The organism is Sulfurovum sp., assembly GCF_015493435.1.
In the GTDB taxonomy this organism is placed as follows: domain Bacteria; phylum Campylobacterota; class Campylobacteria; order Campylobacterales; family Sulfurovaceae; genus Sulfurovum.
Window position 1 is genome coordinate 20,559 of sequence record NZ_WGDD01000025.1, and the last position, 22,246, is coordinate 42,804.

23 protein-coding genes are annotated in these 22,246 nt (G+C 43.0%); 11 read left to right on the plus strand and 12 right to left on the minus strand.

The genetic code is table 11. The features are described from left to right. Positions 1 to 819, minus strand: a complete 819-nt coding sequence (nadC, locus tag F8L24_RS03890; protein ID WP_294952023.1) for a carboxylating nicotinate-nucleotide diphosphorylase — start codon at positions 817 to 819, stop codon at positions 1 to 3. Between the two features lie 76 nt (positions 820 to 895). After that, positions 896 to 1,117: a hypothetical protein gene (locus F8L24_RS03895; RefSeq protein ID WP_294952026.1), complete on the minus strand. Its 222-nt coding sequence runs from the start codon at positions 1,115 to 1,117 to the stop codon at positions 896 to 898. A gap of 334 nt (positions 1,118 to 1,451) precedes the next feature. Here F8L24_RS03895 and F8L24_RS03900 point away from each other — a divergent pair, with 334 nt between their 5' ends. The 5 genes from F8L24_RS03900 (at position 1,452) to F8L24_RS03920 (ending at position 6,484) form a co-directional block, all read left to right on the plus strand. Continuing rightward, a complete protein-coding gene (locus F8L24_RS03900; RefSeq protein ID WP_294952029.1) occupies positions 1,452 to 3,410 on the plus strand; it encodes a hypothetical protein in 1,959 nt (652 codons plus the stop codon). Between the two features lie 256 nt (positions 3,411 to 3,666). Next, positions 3,667 to 4,293 (plus strand): response regulator transcription factor, encoded by a 627-nt coding sequence (locus F8L24_RS03905; RefSeq protein ID WP_294952031.1) that lies wholly within the window; start codon positions 3,667 to 3,669, stop codon positions 4,291 to 4,293. Next, positions 4,280 to 5,335 (plus strand): HAMP domain-containing sensor histidine kinase, encoded by a 1,056-nt coding sequence (locus F8L24_RS03910; RefSeq protein ID WP_294952032.1) that lies wholly within the window; start codon positions 4,280 to 4,282, stop codon positions 5,333 to 5,335. The genes F8L24_RS03905 and F8L24_RS03910 overlap by 14 nt, the downstream gene beginning before the upstream one ends. Beyond that, the gene (locus F8L24_RS03915) at positions 5,332 to 5,682 is read left to right on the plus strand and encodes a hypothetical protein (protein ID WP_294952037.1); all 351 of its coding nucleotides are present in this window, start codon (positions 5,332 to 5,334) and stop codon (positions 5,680 to 5,682) included. The genes F8L24_RS03910 and F8L24_RS03915 overlap by 4 nt, the downstream gene beginning before the upstream one ends. Further along, the gene (locus F8L24_RS03920; RefSeq protein ID WP_294952040.1) at positions 5,675 to 6,484 is read left to right on the plus strand and encodes a thrombospondin type 3 repeat-containing protein; all 810 of its coding nucleotides are present in this window, start codon (positions 5,675 to 5,677) and stop codon (positions 6,482 to 6,484) included. Before F8L24_RS03915 ends, F8L24_RS03920 begins: the two co-directional genes overlap by 8 nt. 78 nt (positions 6,485 to 6,562) lie before the next feature. On the opposite strand, the gene F8L24_RS03925 is transcribed toward F8L24_RS03920, so the two are convergent. The 6 genes from F8L24_RS03925 to nadA form a co-directional block, all read right to left on the minus strand. After that, complete coding sequence (locus F8L24_RS03925; protein WP_294952042.1) at positions 6,563 to 8,320, minus strand: hypothetical protein; 1,758 nt, start codon at positions 8,318 to 8,320, stop codon at positions 6,563 to 6,565. Between the two features lie 152 nt (positions 8,321 to 8,472). Continuing rightward, on the minus strand, positions 8,473 to 8,607 hold the full coding sequence (locus F8L24_RS03930; RefSeq protein ID WP_294952045.1) for a hypothetical protein: 135 nt from the start codon (positions 8,605 to 8,607) through the stop codon (positions 8,473 to 8,475). Between the two features lie 43 nt (positions 8,608 to 8,650). After that, complete coding sequence (locus F8L24_RS03935; protein WP_294952047.1) at positions 8,651 to 11,377, minus strand: UPF0182 family protein; 2,727 nt, start codon at positions 11,375 to 11,377, stop codon at positions 8,651 to 8,653. 464 nt (positions 11,378 to 11,841) lie between these two features. After that, on the minus strand, positions 11,842 to 12,258 hold the full coding sequence (locus F8L24_RS03940; protein ID WP_294952050.1) for a DUF86 domain-containing protein: 417 nt from the start codon (positions 12,256 to 12,258) through the stop codon (positions 11,842 to 11,844). Then, positions 12,251 to 12,664 carry a nucleotidyltransferase domain-containing protein gene (locus F8L24_RS03945; protein WP_294952052.1) on the minus strand — a complete coding sequence of 138 codons (414 nt, stop codon included), beginning with the start codon at positions 12,662 to 12,664 and terminating at the stop codon, positions 12,251 to 12,253. The genes F8L24_RS03940 and F8L24_RS03945 overlap by 8 nt, the downstream gene beginning before the upstream one ends. Before the next feature lie 73 nt (positions 12,665 to 12,737). After that, a complete protein-coding gene (nadA, locus tag F8L24_RS03950; protein WP_294952055.1) occupies positions 12,738 to 13,733 on the minus strand; it encodes a quinolinate synthase NadA in 996 nt (331 codons plus the stop codon). 82 nt (positions 13,734 to 13,815) lie between these two features. On the opposite strand from nadA, the gene plsY reads away from it, so the two are divergent. The 5 genes from plsY to F8L24_RS03975 all read left to right on the plus strand — a co-directional run bounded on the left by plsY (position 13,816) and on the right by F8L24_RS03975 (position 17,536). Beyond that, positions 13,816 to 14,427: a glycerol-3-phosphate 1-O-acyltransferase PlsY gene (gene plsY, locus F8L24_RS03955; protein WP_294952057.1), complete on the plus strand. Its 612-nt coding sequence runs from the start codon at positions 13,816 to 13,818 to the stop codon at positions 14,425 to 14,427. Further along, complete coding sequence (locus F8L24_RS03960) at positions 14,428 to 14,754, plus strand: dihydroneopterin aldolase (protein WP_294952059.1); 327 nt, start codon at positions 14,428 to 14,430, stop codon at positions 14,752 to 14,754. A gap of 149 nt (positions 14,755 to 14,903) precedes the next feature. Further along, a complete protein-coding gene (gene hsrA, locus F8L24_RS03965; protein WP_294952061.1) occupies positions 14,904 to 15,581 on the plus strand; it encodes a homeostatic response regulator transcription factor HsrA in 678 nt (225 codons plus the stop codon). 171 nt (positions 15,582 to 15,752) lie between these two features. Beyond that, the gene (locus F8L24_RS03970; RefSeq protein WP_294952064.1) at positions 15,753 to 16,004 is read left to right on the plus strand and encodes a YfhL family 4Fe-4S dicluster ferredoxin; all 252 of its coding nucleotides are present in this window, start codon (positions 15,753 to 15,755) and stop codon (positions 16,002 to 16,004) included. An 8-nt stretch (positions 16,005 to 16,012) separates the two neighbouring features. Then, positions 16,013 to 17,536, plus strand: a complete 1,524-nt coding sequence (locus tag F8L24_RS03975) for a Ppx/GppA phosphatase family protein (protein ID WP_294952066.1) — start codon at positions 16,013 to 16,015, stop codon at positions 17,534 to 17,536. Between the two features lie 9 nt (positions 17,537 to 17,545). Here the strand turns inward: F8L24_RS03975 and F8L24_RS03980 are convergent, their stop codons facing one another. Genes F8L24_RS03980 through F8L24_RS03995 form a run of 4 tightly spaced genes read right to left on the minus strand, consistent with a single transcriptional unit; the run spans position 17,546 to position 21,683 of the window. Further along, the gene (locus tag F8L24_RS03980; protein ID WP_294952069.1) at positions 17,546 to 19,282 is read right to left on the minus strand and encodes an FMN-binding glutamate synthase family protein; all 1,737 of its coding nucleotides are present in this window, start codon (positions 19,280 to 19,282) and stop codon (positions 17,546 to 17,548) included. A 12-nt stretch (positions 19,283 to 19,294) separates the two neighbouring features. Then, a complete protein-coding gene (locus tag F8L24_RS03985; RefSeq protein WP_294952072.1) occupies positions 19,295 to 19,912 on the minus strand; it encodes a hypothetical protein in 618 nt (205 codons plus the stop codon). Between the two features lie 11 nt (positions 19,913 to 19,923). Beyond that, positions 19,924 to 20,919, minus strand: coding sequence for a hypothetical protein (locus F8L24_RS03990; protein ID WP_294952075.1), 996 nt, complete (start codon positions 20,917 to 20,919; stop codon positions 19,924 to 19,926). Beyond that, positions 20,916 to 21,683: a DUF2092 domain-containing protein gene (locus tag F8L24_RS03995; protein WP_294952077.1), complete on the minus strand. Its 768-nt coding sequence runs from the start codon at positions 21,681 to 21,683 to the stop codon at positions 20,916 to 20,918. Before F8L24_RS03995 ends, F8L24_RS03990 begins: the two co-directional genes overlap by 4 nt. A 298-nt stretch (positions 21,684 to 21,981) precedes the next feature. Here F8L24_RS03995 and F8L24_RS04000 point away from each other — a divergent pair. After that, on the plus strand, positions 21,982 to 22,246 hold a 265-nt coding region (locus F8L24_RS04000; RefSeq protein WP_294952080.1), incomplete at its 3' end, for a DUF3302 domain-containing protein.

Consider the following 22,246-nt stretch of genomic DNA (forward strand, 5'->3'; position numbering starts at 1 on the left):
CTATTCGACTTTCATGGAGAGGTCTATCCAGTTTGCCTGGTGAATGATAGCACCCGAAGAGATCGCATCGACACCTGTTTCGGCAATAGCACCAATAGTTTCAAGCGTCACATTACCGCTTGCTTCAAGCAGAATATGGGGGTAGTTGGCATTTCTGTAGGCAACGACCTCTTTTGTCTTTTCAGAAGACATATTATCGCACATCACAATATCTGCTCCTGCATGCATTGCTTTTTTTACCATTTCCAGTGTTTCACACTCTATCTCCACTTTCGAGGTAAACGGGATTTTCTGACGGACTTCCTGCATGAATCCATCCAAGTCATCTATGGTCTTTAAATGGGTATCTTTCAGCATGAGACAGTCATCCAGCCCCATACGGTGGTTCAGTCCGCCGCCGCATCGGACAGCGTACTTCTCAAACTCCCGCAGCAGCGGTCTTGTCTTGCGGGTATCAAGCAGTTTGACCCCCGTACCCTCAATCGCTTTGACATACTTTGCCGTCAACGTAGCAATAGAGCTGGCATGAAGCACCATATCCAGAATAGAACGCTCCAGTGAAAGTATGATTTTGGAATCGCCGGAGATGAACAAAAGTTTTTCTCCTTTGGAAAAAGATTCCCCGTCAGTGACCTTCCATTCAAGTTTCAAATCATACATCTTTGCAAAAGCATCCACATACTCCTGCCCTGCAAATATCCCGTTACTTTTGGCGACAATATACGCTCGTATAGGCTTTGAAGTGCTAATACGTGCAAACAAATCACCACGGCCTACATCTTCAGCAACCAAAGCTTTTAAAAATTCTTCTTTTAACATCTGTTTCCTTTAGGGTCAGGCGCTGATTATAGCACTGTTTCTTTTTATCTTGTCTTTCTCTTTTGGAAATAGCTATCTAATGCTTTAAATCCTGCAATGCTTCTGCATCCAAAGGCACACCTGTCATCTTCTGTATATTCTCACAAAAAAGCGCTTCAACAAGTTTTGATTTGTTTGCACAGGCGACGGGTTTGTTTTTGTTCAGTATGACAGAACCCAGTGTACAGGGGTACTCTCCCACTTCATTTACGATGTCTGCTTTTACGGGATTTTGTTCTATGTATGAGTGTGTAGTCATATGCTTCATAAAAAGAGAAAGATTCTCCAGCCAGGTTTTTACCAGCAAATAAAAATGATTTGTTATCAAACAATAGTCATGCAAAACAACCCTTCAATGCCTAACTTCTCTATACTACCTCTTTCTCTTTTCGTAGCCAAACGATACCTATTGTAGAGACAAAATCTAAAATATATCACGGTTCCAATGGTAGACTTAGTATTATTTCTACTAATACTTAGGTAATACTCTTTTTGATACAATTAATTCTGTATGGAAATGATTAAATGATAGTAGGTGCTATACATACAGATAGTGTCTACAATCCAACCAAAAAATTATGAAAAGGATTGCGATGAAAAGTATATTATTAAGTATATCACTTTTATCTTTTATAGGTTTACAAACACTTCATGCAGATGATCATGGAGATAAACATAAGACCTATAAATTAAAAGTAAAACACGTACAAACAGGAACAGAGGTGGTGGTCAGGTGTAACAATGGCTACTATGAGAAAAAAACCGCTTCAGAAGAGGAAGACAAACTCAAATTTAAAGTTCCAAAAGACGCAACATGTACACTTGAGGTTACAACGGATGAACCTTGTTATAAAAACATGAAGATGATACTAGATGGAGAAAATAAAATTGATTTGAAAGATTTCTATACGAAATCATGTGAAGATATACCTTCACCTATGCCTTCACCTACACCCACTCTTCCACCTGATACAAATACTACACCTCCAATGAATGGTAATTACATGCTCACCGCATGGAATGACTTAGGAATGCACTGTATGGACGGGAATGATTTTTCTGTATTCTCTGTACTTCCTCCATACAATAACCTTCATGCACAACTCAAAGATAAAAATGGAGATTTGATCACTTCAGGTGTCACATTAACGTATCAAGCTACCACAGGAACAGATGGTCAAATCAATACTTCAAGTAGCGATAAGACTAATTTCTGGGACTTTAGCAATAAGCTCTTTCCAAATTCAAACCTTCAACCCGATGTTGGTCTACTTGGTAACAAAACACCAAGTACTACACCACAGGCCTTGACATTTGATACCAAAGAAAAATGGTGGAAAGCAGAAGGTTTACCCCTTACCCCTTACAATGACAATGGGAGTAAAAATTACTATCCACTTATAAAAGTTACAGCTAAAGATAGTACAGGAAAGGTACTTGCCACAGCTAAAGTTGTACTACCTATCAGTGATGAAATGGATTGTAAGCGTTGTCACGCAACAAATTCACTTTCACCGAAAGCAAAACCAAATGCAGGATGGGTTGCTGACACAGACCCGGAAAAAGACTTCAAATTGAACGTACTGCGTCTGCATGATGAACGTATGCCAAATGCAGTCAAAGATCATATGGCATCACTTAATGCAAAAGGATACACTTATGATGCCAAAGGACTTGAAGCAACTGCAAGAACAGGCACACCTATCTTATGTGCAGCATGTCACAGTTCAAATGCACTGCCAGGTACAGGTGTAGATAATATTAAAGCTTTTACCACAGCTATTCATAGTTACCATGCTAAAGTCATCGATCCATATACTAACTTGACAATGAATGACAGTACCAACAGAGGTGCATGTTATGCTTGTCACCCAGGAGCAACAACCAAGTGTCTCAGAGGTGCTATGGGAGATGCCAAAGATACAAACGGACAAAATATTATGCAGTGTCAAAGCTGCCATGGGCATATGAGCAATGTAGGAAATGCCAACAGAAAAGGTTGGTTAGATCTACCAAACTGTCAAGCATGTCACCACAACGGTGTACGTGAAACATCGGCGATTGATCCAGCGACAAATACACTCAGACATGTGATAGACACAAAATTTGCAACCAATCTTAATACACCTGCGAGTGGCATAAGTCTTTACAGATTTAGTACAGGCCATGGTAAGTTACAATGTGAAGCCTGTCACGGTGCCACACATGCCATCTATCCTGCACACAATGCTGACAATATCTTAAGTGAAGGAATCCAGGGACATACAGGCACCATCGCAGAATGTGCTTCTTGTCACACCAGTGTACCAAACACAATTACAGGTGGACCTCACGGTATGCACCCCGTTGGACAGTCTTGGGTCAGCAGTCATAAACATGTGGCAGAAAAAAACCCAACACAATGTAAAGTCTGTCACGGACAAAACTACAGAGGGTCTGGCCTTTCTGAAATGTTCACAACACGTACACTCAGTGTTGAACATGGAAGTAAAACACTTCAAAAAGACCATCAGGTCTCTTGTTATGACTGTCATAATGGCCCAAATCCTTAAGAAGCATAGACTTCTTTTACTTCAATGAGTAGGTAAGATTAGTCTCCTGCCTGCCCATTTCATTAAACAGAGTAAAGATACTCTTATTGCCGATTTGTCCAATCCGAACGCTATAACTGGCAAATATTGCTCACATTAAAAATATTGCCAAGGAGAATAAGGATATACTCACTATTATTAATCTATTGCGTGGTTGCACTCAAAAGAGCTTTGGTTTATATGCGAATTGAGTTACTTATAATTAAGGGATAGACAAATGAAACTCCTTCTGCTGGAAGATGACCAGATATTGAGTGAAACACTGGAAGATTTTTTGCTCAGAGCCGGCTATGAGGTAGACCTGGCTTTGAGTGAAGAAGAAGCAGAAGAGTTAACCTTTGCCAGGAAGTATGACCTCTATCTTTTCGATATCAATCTCCCTACCGGCAACGGTCTGGATTTCCTGCGTGCGCTTCGCCATGCGGAAGATGAAACCCCCACCATATTCATTACCGCATTGACCGATATGAACTCTATGGCCCGTGGCTTTGAACTTGATGCGATCGACTACATTAAAAAACCTTTTGAACCCGAAGAACTGCTGATACGCCTCAAGGCAAAATTCAAAGATGATCTTCTGTATTATGATGACATACAGTACGATCCGAAGAACAATATACTGCGTAAAGCGGGAGAGGTCGTGCATATAGGGAAAGTTCCCTGTCGGGTCTTTGTCACACTGCTGAAGCATAGGGGCAATGTCGTCACACAGGAGATACTCTTTGAATGTCTTGAACACCCTTCGGGCAATGCGCTCAGGGTAGCCATTAACAAAGTGAAACAGAAGCTGGATATAGAGATCACCAATATCCGGGGAGAAGGATATATGCTTGAAGCGGTATGAAAAAGAATCACTCCTTAAAAACTTCTTTGTTTTCTTCTCTTTACTGGAAATACTGCTGATCCTGCTTTTTACGGAGTTGTACCGTACAGAGAAGAGAGAATACCACCAAACACTTTTTCAAACGATGCAGGTGTGCAGTTACACATTGGAGTGTGAACAGTTCACGTTCGACTTTGTATCTAAAGAGAGCGGAAAGCCCAATACCCTATACGGAGAAAATGAACTCTACAGCTATTTTCAGATCCCCAAGTCGGACAAATTCTATATCAAAATCGCCTACCCTCCCGGTTCGTTACAGGCAGACATGCGAAAAATCATCTCTACGCTACTTGTCAAGTTCGTTCTGGCAACACTGCTTTTGCTTCTGCTGGCACTCTTTTTCACTTTTTACAGTCTGAGGCCCATCAGGAAAGCGCTGCATCTGAATGACGAGTTCGTCAAAGACATACTGCATGACTTCAACACGCCTGTTACCTCTATGATGCTTAATCTAAGAATGTTCAAAGAAGAGTGCGGGGAAAATATTTTTGTAAAAAGGATCTCCCACAGTATCGATACACTGCTTTTTTTGCAGAACAACCTCAAGAGCTTTCTGTATCATTCTCCTGTACAGAGCAGTGAAGTGAATATTGCCGGTTTAGCTGAAGAGCGTATGCAGTTGATGTCGAATGCCTATCCAAAAATATCCTTCTCCTTTATGCGAGGGAATATGCTTTTGAAGGCGACACAGCCTGAACTTCTTGCCCGGATCCTTGACAACCTTTTGAGTAACGCTGCCAAATATAACAAAAGTGACGGGAAAGTGACAGTAAGGGTGGCAGGAGAGACGATTACTATCGAAGATACGGGCAAGGGCATCGAGAATGTAGACAAGGTGATGCAGCGTTACTACAAGGAACAGGAGCGCGGTCTTGGTATCGGGCTGCATATTGTTAAAAAGCTGGTCACGGAGCTGGGTATTGGAATGCGGATAAACTCCCACAAAAGCAAAGGTACAACAATAGTACTGGATTTCAGGAATCTTCCGGAGAAGCATACATGAGAGCTGTGATCGTTGCGTTGTACATTACGCTGTACAGTGTGCCGCTTTGGGCAAAGAGTATAGATACCCAGATAGAAGCCATACAGAAAGCGCCCGTCAAGGAACGTTTCAAGCTGATGAATGCTCTCAAAAAGCGTCTGGTTAGGATGAAAGAGAAGGAACGGATCGAAGCACTTTCCCAACTGCGTTCAAGCACGAAAAGCAAAAGTGCGAAAAAGGCTATTGAAAAAGTGGAGAAAGATACAAAACGTATCTCAAGAGAGCATTTGGAGAATGAGATGGAGAGTCACATAGAAAACGAGGTAGAGGAGAACAATGCCGACCATAAAGGAGGTGATGATGATTAAACCGTTTTGTATAGCACTTTTGCTGACAGGGAGCCTATGTGCCAAGGAGATCACCGATATGGATTTTGACGGTGTTCCGGATACACTTGACGAATGTCCGAATACCCCCTTTCTCCACCAGGTGAATGCCAGGGGATGTACGACGGTGGAATTGAGGCTTCCGGACGAAACCGACCATGACAGCATGACCATGACCCTTTCGAGCGGATATCAGAACAACGATGACCTGCCGAGCTATCTGAAGCAGTACAGAACCAAAGTGCAGCTCAACTACTACCACAATGACTGGGCCTACTCTGTCCGTACTTCCTACAATGCAAGAGAAGAGAATGAGGGCTTTGGCGATACGACACTCAAGGTCAGAAAACGTTTCAGTCCGAGTGATGACCTTCGACTCAATCTTGGCGTAGGGATTAAACTGCCGACCTATGACTATCCGGGTAACAGGACGGACTACAAGCTTTACAGTTCACTCTATTACTATCCTGCGGAAGGCCTTTCCTTTTTTGGAGGGTTCAATTATACTTTTATACAGGACAAAGAGGTTATGGGTCCACTGCAGAACAAAAGTAATTTCTTTGTGGGTACAGGGTATTTTTTCACGCATAGTCTCTATGCCAATCTGGGGTATGCCTATGAACAGAGCAAATATGTGGATGAACATTCGGAACATTCTCTGTCAGTAACACTTTTTTACCAGATCACAGCTGAATGGTTCACTTCGGTATACTACAAACAGGACATTATGGATGAAGATTTCCATGATGAATTTTATTTCAACCTGGGATACAAGTTTTGGTAGGGTATCTAAAAAATGATAGAGAGGACAGAGTGAAGGGTAAAGAGAACCTTAACCCTTCCGGAGGGAGGGAACGGAGTGCTAATCTCCATTCGGTCCGTTGTGGCAATCGTAGCAGCTAACCTTGTGTCCTTTGGCGAAGTTCTTCTGTCCCCATTCGGTGGAGAAGGAACGGTTCATCCAGGTAGATGAGAGTGCAGAACCTCTATAGTCCTGGCCATGACACACCTTACATTGTGCCGCATTCTTCTCTGCCACATCTTCATGGCCCTTGACCCAGCTTTGACCTACAAGGTGCATGTCGTGCGGCCCTCCGGTAACGGTATTTGGCACGGAGGAGTGACAGGAGCTGCATTCTGCAACGGTACCCGTATGTCCCTGGATCTGACTGCTTAGAATGTTGTCTGCATTATGTGCAGGGAATACGGCATGTGTTGCACCGTGACAGGCCTCACATTGCAATTTTCCGTGTCCTTTGCTGTAACGATACAGGCTGAAACCCGTTGCCGGTGTATTCATGTTGGTCGCGAACTTTGTATCGATGACATGTCTGAGCGTATTGGTCGCAGGATCGATAGCAGAGAGCTCTCTTTTCCCGTCATGGTGGCATGCCTGACAGTTCGGTTCATGCAGCCATCCTTCACGGTTCTTGTCTCCCACTGCACTCATATTTCCATGACAGCTCTGGCACTGCATGGCATTGTTGCCGTTGGCATCCTTGGCATCCCCCATGGCACCTCTGAGACATTTGGTCTGTGCCCCCGGATGGCAGGTGTAACAGGCATTTCTGTTATTGATATCATTAAGCGGCAATCCGTTGAGCGGATCGATCACCTTGGCATGTTTGCCGTGAATGGCTGCCGTGAAAGCTACAATATTGTTGACCCCGGTATGAGGCAGGGCATTGGTTCTGTGGCAGGAGGCACAGAGAATGGCGGTGCCGCCATTTGCCGTGGCTTCAAGTCCTTTTGGATCGTAGTTGTATCCTTTCGACTGCAGGGCTGCAGCATTCTTTGTCACGGCATCCGGGTTCTTCTCATCATGCAGACGAAGGATGTTGAACTTGTAGTCTTTTTCCGGGTCGGCATTGTTCACCCATCCCGCTTTCGGCTTTGCAGCGTTGCTGGATGCATTGCTCTGATGACAGCGCTTACAGTCCATTTCGTCACTCACAGGCAATACGGTAGTGGCTTCGGAAAGAATATTTCCCTGTGCATCTTTTGCCACGACTTTGACAAGAGGATAGTAGTTCTTGCTTCCGTCATCATTGTACGGAGTAAGAGGAATACCTTCGGCCTCCCACCATTGGTGCGCAGCATTGAATGTCAGCTTCTGAGGTGTGGTGCTCGGTGTCTTGACACCAGTAAGTCCGGTATCCTGTGCCAAAATAATACCAAAGAGCTGTTTACTGTGGCTCCAAAAGTTCGTTTTATCTGCACTTGAAGTATTCCATTTTCCGTCAGTACCCTGTACCGATTCATAGGTAAGAATAATCCCTGAAGTGACCAAATCACCCTTCTTGTCCTTTATCTGTGCATGTAGGTTGTTGTAGGGTGGCAGTACAGAAAAGACGGAAAAGTCATTCCCGTCCATACAGTGCATTCCCAAATCATTCCAGGCAGTGAGCATGTATTTAAAGTTTGACTGTGGTGTGGTTGTCGGATTTGTATTTGGGTTATCTGATTCTTCTGAAGAGTCATTTGTTCCAGTTTCGTCATTGGAAGAAGTATCCGAATACGTACTGTTTTGTGTATCGGTATTTCCGCCACCGCTACCACCTCCGCATGCCACAAACAAGGGTGCTGCCAATATAAGTATCCATAGGGATTTTTTTTTCATTTTTCTCTCCTTCAAATAATAGAATATTCTACATTCTAACCAATGAAGTGTTAGCACTTTATGTCCGACAGGAAAGAAAAAAAATACTGAGGCCGCAGCAAAATTGAAAAAAGGAGAGAGGAGAGTGCTTTCCTCATCTGAAAAGGGGAGGCTCATCGTTTGGCGACCACCGCCATCAATGATGACATATCAGCAGGTTTTGTCTTGACATGGCAGATACCGCACTTGTTGTCAAAGAGCGTTTCTGGATTTTGTGCAGTCGCAGTAGTGAACACACCTTGCGGCATACTTCTTTCATAGTTATTTTACGGATCTGGATTTAAGGGAACCTCATTCTTCCTGGGACATTTTGGAAAGAATAGATTTTACCTGTTGCATCTCTTTGCCGAAACCTGCCCAATTTTCCTTTTGTAAGAATTGCAGTGCTTGATTATAATGTTTAAGTGCGGCTTTTGCCTCTTTGGACAGCACAGGCTTGTTCGCACTTTGTACTCCCATTGTTTGTACCGCTTCTTCTTGGGATGAAGATATGTTAAACACGGCTTGAAGTGCTTCATCCAGGGTTCTTCTCATCGCAATTTTATCTTTGAAAGCTACGATCACTCTTTTGAGTTCCGGGATCTGACCCTGTTCTGACTGCAAATAGACAGGTTCCACATAAATGAAAGAGTTTTTAATAGGAATGACCAGCTGATTGCCTTTTATGACGCGTGAGCCTTCTTGCCCCCAAAGTGTGAGTTCGGCAGAGATTTCCGGTTTTTGGTTAATTCGCGCTTCTATTTGCATAGGTCCGTAAATAAGCTTCTCTTTAGGCAGTGTGTAGACTATCAAATCACCATAATGAGGCATATCACATCTTGCACACATCCATGCTACCATATTGTCCTTTTTTGAAGGATTCAGCGGCAGCATCAAAATATACTCTTCACTTTTCATTTTAGGTAAACGCATAATAATATAATACGGAACCATCTTTTGCTGTCCGCCCTGATAGATCACATTTGGTATTTGCCAGTAATCTTCCTGATTATAAAACACTTTCGGGTCAGTCATGTGGTAGGCATTGTATATCTTCACCTGAATATTGAACAGATCTGTAGGATAACGGATATGTGCCTGTAAAAAGTCCGGCATTTCCTGAAACGGTTTGAATAGTTTTGGATAGATCTTTTCATAGGTCTGCAGCAATGCATCGTGAGGATTAACAACATAAAAAGAAACAGCACCGCTGTAGGCGTCAATCACTACTTTGACAGAGTTTTTAATGTAATTTACCCCTCTTCTTATTGGGTTGCGTGAGAGCGGTTCTGAGTAAGGATACATATTGCTGGTTGTGTAGGCATCCTGTATCCAGTACACTTTTCCATCTTTGCCAACTACACTGTATGGTTGTCTGTCATAGGCAAGAAAAGGTGCCAGCGTTGCAGCGCGCTCGGTAATATTTCTATACAACATCAGACGACTTTTATCACTCAAATAAGTTGTAAAAAGAATGTTGATATCAGAAAATTTCCACGCATAGACAAGGCGTTTAAAAAGAGAAGCAATTTGTACCCCTCCATTTCCTCTGTAGTGAGTATAAACGTTCTTTGCCCCTTTTGGATAATCAAATTCTTTTGCCTTTGTATTGACCAGAACAAATTGGTCTGTTGATTGACCGTAATAGATGCCCATTTGCTTTAGTTTTAAAGGTACACTGCTCACAGGCGGAATGTCTTTGACGATAAGATTTGGCATACCGTTTGAAGTTATTTCATTGACCGGATTCATGACAATTCCGTACCCATGAGTATATATGAGATGTTGATTGACCCATGTTTGTGCTCTGTAGGGTATCTCTGAAGCTGGAAGCTCTCTTGCGCCAAGAGCCACTTCAGTGTATTTGTCAAAATGATAACGATCCACTTCTATATTTTTAAAATCATAGTAAAGACGGATCTCCTGGAGTTGTCTATAGGTTTGTATCAGAGGTCTTCTGTCCCATAGGCGGATATTTTTGATGGTGTTATGATTTTCTAAAATATCCTGGTAGCTTGCATTGTTGTCTGCTGCAAAAGGTTTGACTTGAATCTTATCGAGCCCATAGGCTTTTGTGGTAAATTTTATGTTGTTTGCAATATAAGGAGTCTCTTTTTGTAATTCGGTTGGTTTTACAATGTATTTCTCAATCAGAGTGGGATATATCCAGACAAATCCTATAAGAACAAGCAGCCAAAAAAGCAGTGCCCCAATAACAACCTGCATTTTTTTATAGAGTGGATAAAAGAACAGAAGCAGCGTAACAACGGCTGTCATAACAATAATAGTTTTGTAAGCAGGAATTTGTGCATGCACATCCATATACGAAGCCCCGTAGGCAACACCATTGGACGAGTAAAGGAGATTATAAAGTTGTATTATAAAATAGGCACAGACACCCAAGGCAAAAAAAGCACCTAAAAGCAAAACATGGTTTTTTGCTTTTGTTTCCACTTGAAGTTTACGCTCTTGGTAGTTAAAAATATTGTGCGTATAATAAAAAAGCAGAACGAAAAAAGTAGTCAAAACGAGCATGGTAAAATACCAGTTTAGGACAATTTGATAGACAGGCAGCTTAAAGAGGTAAAATCCTACATCTTTACCTAAAACAGGTTCCTGCAGATGAAAAGAAGTGGGATGCAGAAATTTTAAAAAATCGATCCAATACTCGGATGCAGAAGAGCCCATAATAAGCCCAAACAATACAACTATAGTACCCCATGCTAAAATGGAGAATTTTTTATGGCTTAGAAATGAAAGCTTTTGCCGTAAATCATTATCAAGAAAAGCAATAGAGCTCTGATGCTCTTCATGTTTATGATACGCATAATAGAGATTAAGCCCAGCGAACAAAAGAAAAAGAAAAAAGAACAGAACAAAAGAGAGAATCTGTGCTAAAAGATTGGTATCAAAGACTGAGCTGTATCCCAAATGTTTAAACCACAGCCAATCCCCGTAATATCCTACAAATAAGCCAAATAGAGAGATAAATACTATTAATAAGGCTAATGCAACCATTCCCTTTATCGTTTTGTTCATAATTCTGTTTTCCTAAAAATTGAATTTTATAACAGTAACCTACTCAGGCTCAACACAAACCAAACCACAACGGACTGAAAGTCCATACAATATAGGCCTGCATTTGACTGACGGTATGTCCACTGCTTCTCATGCAACCATTTTAACACATTTGTAGAAGCTAAAGCTTTGCAATGAAAGTGCATAGTTTCGGACTATCATGTTTACCCTAAAATCGAAATAGGAGAAAAGCCGCCAGAAGCCCTACCTGACCGTTAACACCCGTTGGGTGAGACTTCTGCCAAGGAGTAGAAGTATGACACAGGGAGTGTTGCCCTGAACGTAGCGATGAAATGCCCTTGGGGTGAAATTTTACTGTAGAAAGTACCGATGAGACTTAGGAGGGTCAGGCGTTAAGAATACACTTTTTACCATTCTAATTTCTCAAATTTAAGGAACTAAATCCTAACTTAACATTCAAACATTCAAACATCCAAATACCCCTCAAAAACCTCTCTCACAAACCCTTCAAAATCCCCAAGATGATTTTCGACAATAGCCACGACTATCTCGATATTCAAATTCTGATAATCATGCACGGCTATGTTACGGAACCCGACCATCCCTTGCATTTGCTTACAAATTTTCTCACTGATGATACCTGCATTTAAGAGCATACTAAACAGTTCACGGCTGGAATTAGGCAGACCCAGATTTCTTGTTTTCACAATGTGCGTAGCAATGTCAATACTCGCTTGTGAAGCACGCTCCAAATTAAGTATCACCGAGTCTTGTTTCGTATAGTTTTCTTCAAAACTCTCTTCATATCCTATGTATTCTTCACGTATACGTTTTAAACATTTTTCAATGGTCTGTATTTTATTGAGCACTACGTTAGGCATGTGCACTTCCAAAGACAGATTTGTTTTTCAAGATTTCATCTACAATAGGCTGACGCTCTTCTTTAAAGCGAAGATAAAAACTATACGCCAACGTTTCAAAACTCTCCACCTCATACCCTTCACCGTAAATCCGCTCTGCGGTAGAGAGAATCTGATATTTAAAAACCGTATTGGCAGATGATAGTTCTATTAAATCCACATCAAGAGAAAGTAATGAAGCCAGTTTTTGAGAAATATTCCAACGTTCCCAGGATGTGAGAGAATTTTGACTCAAATAAGCAATATCTACATCACTCTTTTTCGTAGCAGAACCATCATTTTGGCTTCCGAACAGGTAGAGTGCCTGAAGTTTAGGTATCTCTTGTTTTAAAGTATTGACAATCAGTTGCTTGTCTAATGTTTTCAACACCACCCAAACTCCTTTTTTTAACTTACAGTATACCTGCTTTTCTTCAGATCAGACGTTGAGAATACAGGTATTATTTAATCGCCAGCATTCTTTCCAATGCAAGATTGGCATACTTGACCGTATGCGGATCAACAACGATCTCATTGATCGGGTTACCGTCCTCTATGGACTTGAGCGTATTGTAGAGGTCTTCAAGTGTTGTTTCGTTCATGGTCGGACATTCCGGCTTGGTAGAAGAGAGTACATAGGTATTTTTCGTTCGCATTCTGTTGACCAGATTGTACTCAGTCCCTACCGCTACCTTCTGTTCCGGATCAAGCTCGGAAACATACTTGATAAGCTGAGAGGTCGAACCGGAAAAATCGGCAGCGGCAACGATCTTCGGATCACATTCCGGGTGTACTGCTATCTTGATACCGGGGAACTTGTTACGGTAGAATTCGATATCATCCAGCGTAAAAAGCTGATGCACGGAACAAAAACCATTGAAACAGATCACATCGGCCTCTTTGGGGTCACACTCCCCCTCCCCGATCACACAGGACTTCAAGCCCATTTGAATGGCAAAGTTCTGTCCCAGACACCTGTCCGGTACAAAAAGAATTTTCTTCCCGCTTTCAAGTCCCTTCTCGATGATCTTGAAGGCATTGGAAGAGGTACAGACCATCCCGCCCATTTCTCCGACTTTGGCTTTGACTGTCGCATCGGAATTGATATAAGTGATAGGCAGAATATTCTCTTTGGCAATACCATGCTGCCCCATATATGCCACAGAATCGTCAAAATAGCTTCCATCAATCATACGTGCCATGGCACAGCAGGCAATTTTCGGCATCAATACACGTTTTTCGGGAGCAATCACCTTGACACTCTGTCCCATGAAACCCACGCCGCAGAACACAACCCAGGGGTTCTCATCTGCCTTGCATTTACGTGCCAGTTCAAGGGAGTCACCGGTAATATCGGCCATTTCAAATACTTCATCTCTTTGATAATAGTGGGCCACCACAGTTACAGGAAGCTCTTTCTTTAATCTCTCTATCTCTGCTTTATAATCTATACTCATTTATCATCCTATAATTGATTGAATAGTCATTTTAACAAAATTCGGCTAAAATTGCAGTATAAAATTTAATTGTGGAACAATCATGAACATTAACCTTATACTTTACCTTTCGGCCTATCTGATAGCAGGCATACCTTTTGGATACCTTTTAGCCAAAAAATTTGCCGGTGTTGACATTAAAAATGCAGGAAGCGGCAATATCGGAGCCACCAATGTCCTCCGGGTAGTGAAAGAAAAAGACCCGAAACTTGCCAAAAAACTTGGCGCTGCCACACTCTTTCTCGATGCCGTCAAAGGGATCGTGATTATCCTTATTGCCAAAATGCTCGGTGTGCCGCAAAGTGTCCTCTGGACACTTGCGGTATTATCGGTCGTGGGTCACTGTTTTTCTGTATTCCTCATGTTTGAAGGCGGCAAAGGCGTTGCCACAGGTTTTGGTGTACTGCTTGTTATGATGCCTGTTCCGGCACTGATCGCAATCGCTGTCTGGCTGGGGGCAAGCAAAGGGTTGAAAATTTCTTCTCTCTCCTCTCTAATCGGACTTGCCGCATTCATTATTGCTTCATATATACTATACCCTGTAGTACCCGGCATTGGCTCTCATGCTCCTATCTGGGTCATTGCCATCATTATTTTCTATAAGCATATTCCCAATATTGTACGGCTTTTCAAACGGGAAGAGGCAAAAGTATAAATGACGATCCATATAGAAGCTCTGACCCTCGATGTCATTATCGGTCTGCTCGACTTTGAACGCGAGCGGACACAGCGTGTGATCATCGATATGAAAGGCTCCTACCGTTACGAGTCGGAGAACTTCGTTGATTATGCGGATATTGTCCTTCTCATAGAAGAAGAGCTTAAAGAGAAACGCTACGAATTGCTTGAAGAAGCCCTGCTTGGACTTCAAAATGTTATCTGTACCGCCTACCCTCAGATCAAAACGCTCAGCCTGAAGATCACAAAACCCGATATTTTAGACAAATGTCATGTGGCATTAAGTCAGCAGTGGACATTTTAAGCCATTTTATCAGGAATACTGCTCTGCTTTTAAAAAAACTTTCAGAAACCCCTCTTTTTATGCTATAATTAAGAAACATTTAACTTTAGAGGGCCTCTAACAATCTATAAAAGTCCATGTGACTGCTGACAAAATGAAGAAGGGATAACATGAGAGTATTGATCATTGAAAAAGATGCAACATTAGGCAAAACACTTATCCAGATGCTTGGTGACAACAATTATCAGTGCGACCTGGCTGAAAATCTGGGAGATGCAAAATACTATCTCGATATCCGAAACTATGACCTTGTATTGATCGGATGGGGCAGCGGTAGCGGGGAGCACAATACGTCGCTGATTGCTGATATCAAAAAAGAAGCACATAAAACATCCGTTATCATTCTTTCCCAGGACAGCGACAAAGAGAGCGAGATCGAAGCCCTGCGTTCGGGAGCGGACGATTTTATCCGTAAACCTGTAGATGAAGAGATCCTTTTGGTGCGCATTGAAGCCAAACTGCGTTTTGGTATCTCCAATATTATTGAAATCGAAGATTTGATCATCAATCCGGAAGAAGAGAAAATCATTTATCAGGGCAATGAGATAGAGCTTAAAGGAAAACCGTTCGAAGTGCTTACCCATCTTGCTATGCACAAAGACCAGATTGTTTCCAAAGAACAGCTTCTCGATGCTATTTGGGAAGAACCTGAGCTTGTTACGCCCAATGTCATTGAAGTGGCCATCAACCAGATCCGCCAAAAAATGGACAAACCGCTCGACATCACCACCATAGAAACAGTCAGAAGACGTGGCTACCGCTTCTGTTTTCCAAAGAAACTGGGTTAGCGATATCTCATCTGTCAAAGGGATGAAGAAGTATCAAAATGCTTCTTCATTTTCAAAAATTCTCCCAAACCTCTTTTTTCCTTTTTTTTTAAATAAAGCATAAGGTTTGTTGGGTTATAACTCCTATACATAATTAACGGCCTCTTGCAAGGCCGGCAAACAGAGGAAACAATGGCACTATTAATAACAGATGAATGTATAGCGTGTGACGCATGTAGAGAAGAGTGTCCGAATGAAGCGATCGAAGAAAATGATCCCATATATATTATAGACCCGGATCGCTGTACGGAATGTGTAGGACATTTCGATGAGCCCCAGTGTATTGCAGTCTGTCCTGTTGACTGTATCATTTCCGATCCGGACAATGTGGAGAATATTGAAGAGCTTAAATTCAAGTTCAACAAACTTCAGGAAGAAGAGTAACCACCGTCATGGCCAGGCGGACCGCAATCATCGATATCGGTTCAAACTCAGCCAGGCTGGTTATTTTTGAAAAAAGCAGCCATTACGGCTTTCACCTTATCTGTGAGCAGAAATCCAAAGTCCGTATCGGACAGGGTGCCTACGAAAAAGAGGGTTATCTTCAGCCCATCGGTATTGAACGTGCTTTCCTTGCACTTCAGTCTTTTATCAACACCATTCAAAAATACCGCGTACACAAAACGATCTGTGTAGCTACCTCTGCACTCAGAGATGCACCCAACGGCAGACAGTTCACACAATGGATCAAGAAAGAGCTGAACCTCAGTATCAAGATCATTGACGGAAAACAGGAAGCACGTTTCGGTGCGATCGCAGTAAACAATCTGCTTCCGCTTGACAGTGCCGTCACCATTGATATCGGCGGCGGTTCTTCCGACATGGCACTGATCGAAAAGGGACAGATTGTCGATACGTTCTCACTCAACCTCGGCACGGTCAGACTCAAAGAACTTTTCTTTGACAAAGAGTGCCCGGTCGAAGAGAGCCATACCAAAGCAAGGGAATTCATCCGGAAGGAACTGTCTCGTCTGCCCAAACATTTCAGACACAGCTTTGCCGTAGGCATCGGAGGTACTGCAAGGACATTGAGCAAAGGAATTATGAAGCGCAGCGGCCATCCCCTTGACAAGCTGCATGCTTTCACCTATGAAGTCGATAAGTGGTCTGCCTATTTTGCCAATATTCCTCTAAGTTCGGCCAAAGGGCTGAAAAAGTTCAACCTCAAAAAGAACCGTTACGATACCATACGTGAAGGGACACTCATCTTTCAGGAAATTCTTGCCTGTATCGGTGCACAAAAAGTGATCAGCAGTGCTGTCGGTGTACGGGAAGGGGTCTTTCTTGAACAAATGCTCCGAAACGAAGGCCACCGTTTTCCCAAAGACATCAATCCCAGTGTCATTTCCATTCTTGACCGCTTTCATCCTCTGACAAAAATTGAACGCAGGAACAGAGGCAAACTGAAAATGGCATCACATCTTTACAGTGTTATGCAGCAGGAGATCGGTGACGCTAAAAAATATGAAACCCAGCTCAACTGGGCATTGAAACTTTCCTACATCGGTAAGATTCTCAATATCTACAGTTCGCATCAGACAGCCTTTTTCATTGCCATACAGGAGCTGAACTACGGTTTTACCCATGAAGAGATCGTGCTGATCTCTTCTTTGCTTCGTATGCACGGCAAAGAACTTCTTTTCCCTCCGCTTATCGAGCAGTACGCTACCCTTTTGCCCCCCATACAAACACTTTCATGGCTGAGTTTTATTTATACACTGACTATCTTTCTGCATGAAAATTCACACTCCGCCCAGATCGATTTCACCTATCGTGACCAAACATTGACCATCACTTCCGACCAGCCGCTCTATCTTGCCAAAGAGAAGATCAAAAAGCTTGAAAAACCCGTACCTTTTGCCATCATTATCAAAGACAGGAACAAAATCCCGCATAACAGGGTTTTGGGGATATAAACAAAGGGCCTAATGGTCTCTGTAAATATGGAGTTTGCTTTTGAAGTACTCTTCCACATCAAAAAATATTTCGCCGTTTCGGTTTCGGAATGTCAAATTCTTTTTGCCAAGCTTGCTTTTATGGTCAAAGCCCATGACTGCCAGCATCATCTTCATCCCTTTAATAAGATTATTGTGATAATTTGACATTTGGTATGCCTGTTTGACAACCATATAGGAAGCCCGTTTTTTAGGATCCTGCGTTGCCATTCCTACAGGACATTTATGGCTTCCGTATCCCGAACACATACGTGCACGGATACATCCGCCGCTCATCATGAACCCTCTTGCAATACCCACGGCATCTGCACCGAGGGAAAGCATGATGATCACATCGTCCGGGGTCAGAATTTTACCACTGATGATAATTTTTATATCATCTTTAAGACCATGCCGCCTCAATGCGGAATCGAGGACATAAAGTGCATTGACCGTGTTGAGTCCTACAGACTCCATCAGTTCCAGAGGAGCAGTTGCACTTCCCCCTTCCCCGCTGTCCACGGTAATAAAATCAGGAACAGGAAGCCCCTCTTTTTTGCGTTCAGCCACCCTTTCAGCAAGCTTGTCTATCATATTTTCATCAGAAATGACGATCTTTACTCCCACAGGTTTTTTGGATATTTCCTGCAGTCTTCCGATAAAGTCCAGTAAATGGTCCGGTGTATCGGCATAGGGAAAACGGTTGGGAGAAAAGAGATCTTTTCCCTCTTCCACCCCTCTGTAGTAGGCGATATCAGCTGTGACCTTCGTTCCTGCCAGTTTACCGCCGGTCTGCTTCGCTCCCTGTGCAATTTTGATTTCTGTCATACGGCAGAAAGTCATTACTTTGGCATAGCGTTCTTCATCGAAGTTCCCGTGCTCATCACGTACACCGTATAGGCCTGAACTCATTTGAAAGATCATATCAGGCAGAGATGCAGGAATCTCTTTGGGGAAAGCACTCAGCGGTGCCTTCCAGTTGACCCGGAAAAGGACATTGGCGTCCTGTCCGTAAATGTAGGTATTGGCGGTACGTTTATTCAGCAGGACTTTTCTGTAAGCCTTGATCGCATAGGTACGGTTGACAAACTTCTCGAGCATCTTGAAAACAATATCTGCCAAGGGTGTACTCTTGATGATTTCCAGATACTCTACATTGTCATCCGGAGCAGGATTGAGTGTATAAAGGTGGTTTGAAGTCAAACCGCCTTCCCCGGTATTGAGCGTATAGCCTGAAAGGGCAGCTCCCAGAGAAAATGCACGTACCGCTTCCGGGCTGAGCGCCCCGTCTGACATGGCAGAGCGGATAATCGGTGTTTTGCCGACATAAGGATATTCGCGTGTTTTACCATAGGTAACGGTCATATCGTCTGACACTTCATTATCGTTCAGTACGTTGGTAGCATGTTTGACAATGAAACGGTCTTCTGAAAAAGGCTGATCAACCGAGAAAGATTTATAGTTTGGAACATCTTTCGCTGCTTTATATACCCAGTCGACCTTGTCTCTGGACTCATAAAAGTTCTCTTCGGCAAAATACTGTCTGAGCGGCTCGCGCAATGCTTCAAAAAGATATCTGAAACGTCCAATGACCGGATAGTTCACCAACAGTGAATGCTTACGCTGAATATAACGGTCATAAATAAAAAGGACAATCAAGCCCAGAAAGAACAGACTCAATACATACGGAGTGACTATTTCCAGGAATACCCATATCTTAGCTAACATTTCGATCCTTATTTATATATTTAACGATGCAGGTCTGTGCATATCAAGTTTGCCGATAGACGTACCGTTTTCACGTTCCACCTTTATTTCTGCATCGTAAGGCGGCTTATGGTCGGTCAGAACAGGGATAAGGTGGCTGAATACCAGTCCATAGTTATTTCCCAGTGAAAATATGATCTCATTGATATGGGAATCATGTATTTTATCTGCCAGTGCATTCAGCGCACATTCATAAGCACGTTCATTTGTCACATACTGAAGATAATAGTCCCGCATAATTTTAATATTGCCCAGCCATGCTTTCCGCTCATCTTCTGTAATATTGACATTATTTTTTACGCGTAGCGTATATTTGTCTATCAGTGCATTGGTCATCTCTTCACGTTTGTCAAAGATGGTATCCAGGTTCGGACAGTATTTCTTTAAAAGATCCATCATCTGTCTGCCGCTGTATATGTTTGTTTTTATTGCCCTAAGATCGACCGTTTTTTCTTTCTGCCCATTTTTTTCAAGGGCTTCAAGCAATTCAAGTGCCGCATTCAGAAAAGTATATCTGTCCGGTTTCGTTTGATCGAACGATACACCTTTGGCTGAAACACTCGGTTTGGCTCCTACATATTTTAATTGCATCTGTTATCCTTTTATTTTTTAATTTCTACCACTTTGTACTCTACGTCATTTCCTTCATAAACCGGTTCGAAAAGTACACCTTTACACTCTTTGTAATATTTGCCGTCTATATACATATCGGTACAATCATTATCCGGAATAGTGGAGACGATCGCACCGATCGTAATGGCACTGCCCCAGAACCACGGCCAGTATCCGCCCCATCCATAATGCGGATAGTGGTGATAATGGTGATGATGTCCGTGGTGTGGATGATGCCCATGGTGCGGAGGCCGATGATGCGGCGGTTTGCCATGTCCCGGACGATGACCGTTACCGGGTCTGTTCCCGGGAGGACGGACTCCGGGCTTGCCAGGTCTGTTTGGTCTATGTCCATTGCCGGGTCTGTTCGGTCGATTTGGTTTCCCGGCTCCCGGTTTGCCGGGCCGGTTAGGTCTTTGTCCATTGCCAGGCTTGTTCGGTTTTCCGAAAGAAGGTCTTCCCGGCTTTTGTGCCGGTCTGGTCGATGGACGTGTACCGGGACGTTTTGAAGGTCTGGCGGCAGGCCGTGTCGATGGTTTCTTTGCAGGCCTGGTCGATGGACGTGTCACAGGTCTTGTTTTGGGCCGGCTGACAGAGGGGCGTTTGCTCTTGGAAAAATTTCCTCCCTGATAACGGTTACGGCTGGGAGCTCTCATACTGCTTCTGTTGAAACTGCTGTGATTGAAACTTCCTCGGTTGAAACTGCCACGGTTAAAACTACTGCGTCCCATTCCTCCGCCTCTGCTGAAACCACCGCTCCGTCTCATTCCGCCGCCGCGCATCCCGCCGCCACGCATTCCACCACCACGCATTCCACCACCACGCATTCCGCCGCCGCGTCTTGCTTCCACTTCATTGAGAATCGTAAAGTGTACTTCCTGCATACCGGTTGAAGGGTCAACCTGTACATTGACACTCGGAGAAAAGAAACCTACGGCAAGAAATACCACAAAGAATTTTACGCTGAATATACTAAAATTTTTCATGATTGCTGCTCCCGGACTGTGTCAGGTTCTATAGATATCTCTACGGTATTTTTCGGTGGAGTGAATTCAAAAACTTCGTCATTGAAGTGTGGTGAAAGATCCCACCGAAGCACAGTACTGCTTCGGGGCAGAAGCGCTTCAGTTTTGTCAATTACGATGAATTTTCTTATCAACGGTCTTTTCCCCTTTTCTATCCAGTACTGTATTTCCTGTACTTTGTTTGAAAAACCGATATGATGGCAAACGATACCATCCACGTCAGAGAGGCCGAAATAGTACCCCTCCTGCTTTGGCGGGATACGTTTGTACAGATCAGAGTAGAGCACATTTGCCAGTGCCGTCTTGATGTCATACTGTTCAAACAGATCATCCAGCGCCGCATCGATGGAAACAGGCAGTTTCAATTTCCCGTAGTAGCCAAGTACTTTGTCATAGATCACAAACCGGCCATTGTTCAGGTAGAAACTTCTCTCTTTCAAATCACCATCAACCGATATATGAAGTTTTCCAGGACGCTGGAGATCGATATGTATCCAGTGGGTATAGGTTACAAGCATTTTATTCCGGAACACATCATCATTGCTGGTCACGGCATCAAGAGAAAATTGATGCTGTTTCCCCAGATAACGGAACGCATCCATCACGATCGCTGAAGGTTTGGAAGAGAACATTTTTGCCCCATTCATTTGATGCTTGTCTCCGGCAGACAGTATTACGGTACTCATCAATGACGCGAGCAACAGGTAAAACATCTTTTTTTTCATCCTTTTCCCCCTTTGAATGACCATTTTTTATGGATTGATTCTATCACAGGCTTTCATAAGTATCGCTTTCCTTCAAGTCCATGTAAACAAAGTACTTGGAAAGTATCAGAAGACTGTGTATATCTTACTCCGTAACAGGCTATCGCTTTGTTAAAAAGGCTGCCTTTTTTTCCTAAAACAGTTTCACTTGATGGTATGCGTTCTCTCTATTATCTCTATAAGACTGTTCTGATACAATAACTACGCATAAAACTTTCACTATTGCAGCAAGCAATACATGAATCTGTAAGGAGTATTTATGGCACTGGCTATTGACCCCAGGACACTGGATTTTGTGGCACTTGGTATTTTTGTCACCGTTGTTATCGTTTTTATCTATCTTGTTATCTATATTCATGACATTCCCTATGAAATCGCAAAAAAGAGAGATCATCCCCATCGGGATGCCATACATATAGCCGGATGGGTGAGCCTCTTTCTCATGCATGTCATCTGGCCGTTCCTCTGGATCTGGGCTTATCTTTACAAGCCCGGTGAAGGCTGGGGACTTGAAACGGTCGAGC